At 54.1% G+C, this 532-nt stretch carries 1 rRNA gene; it reads left to right on the top strand.

Going from position 1 to position 532, the window contains the following annotated elements:
• A 23S ribosomal RNA gene (locus tag I8J29_RS33560) occupies nt 1–532 on the top strand; the annotation flags it as partial.

The raw sequence follows: 532 nt of genomic DNA on the forward strand, positions 1-532 counted from the left end.
GAAGGTGCCCGTACCGCAAACCGACACAGGTAGGCGAGCAGAGTATGCTAAGGCGCTCGGAAGAACTCTCGTTAAGGAACTCGGCAAAATGACCCCGTAACTTCGGGAGAAGGGGTGCCTCGGTAGGGTGAATAGCCCGAGGGGGCCGCAGTGAAAAGGCCCAAGCGACTGTTTAGCAAAAACACAGGTCTGTGCGAAGCCGTAAGGCGAAGTATACGGGCTGACGCCTGCCCGGTGCTGGAAGGTTAAGGGGAGTGGTTAGCCGCAAGGCGAAGCTATGAACCGAAGCCCCAGTAAACGGCGGCCGTAACTATAACGGTCCTAAGGTAGCGAAATTCCTTGTCAGGTAAATTCTGACCCGCACGAATGGCGTAACGACTTGGGCGCTGTCTCAACGAGAGATCCGGTGAAATTTTAATACCTGTGAAGATGCAGGTTACCCGCGACAAGACGGAAAGACCCCATGGAGCTTTACTGCAGCTTGATATTGGACTTTGGTACGATCTGTACAGGATAGGTGGGAGCCTGAGAA

The sequence above is a fragment of the Paenibacillus artemisiicola genome (genome assembly GCF_017652985.1).
GTDB lineage: Bacteria > Bacillota > Bacilli > Paenibacillales > Paenibacillaceae > Paenibacillus_Z > Paenibacillus_Z artemisiicola.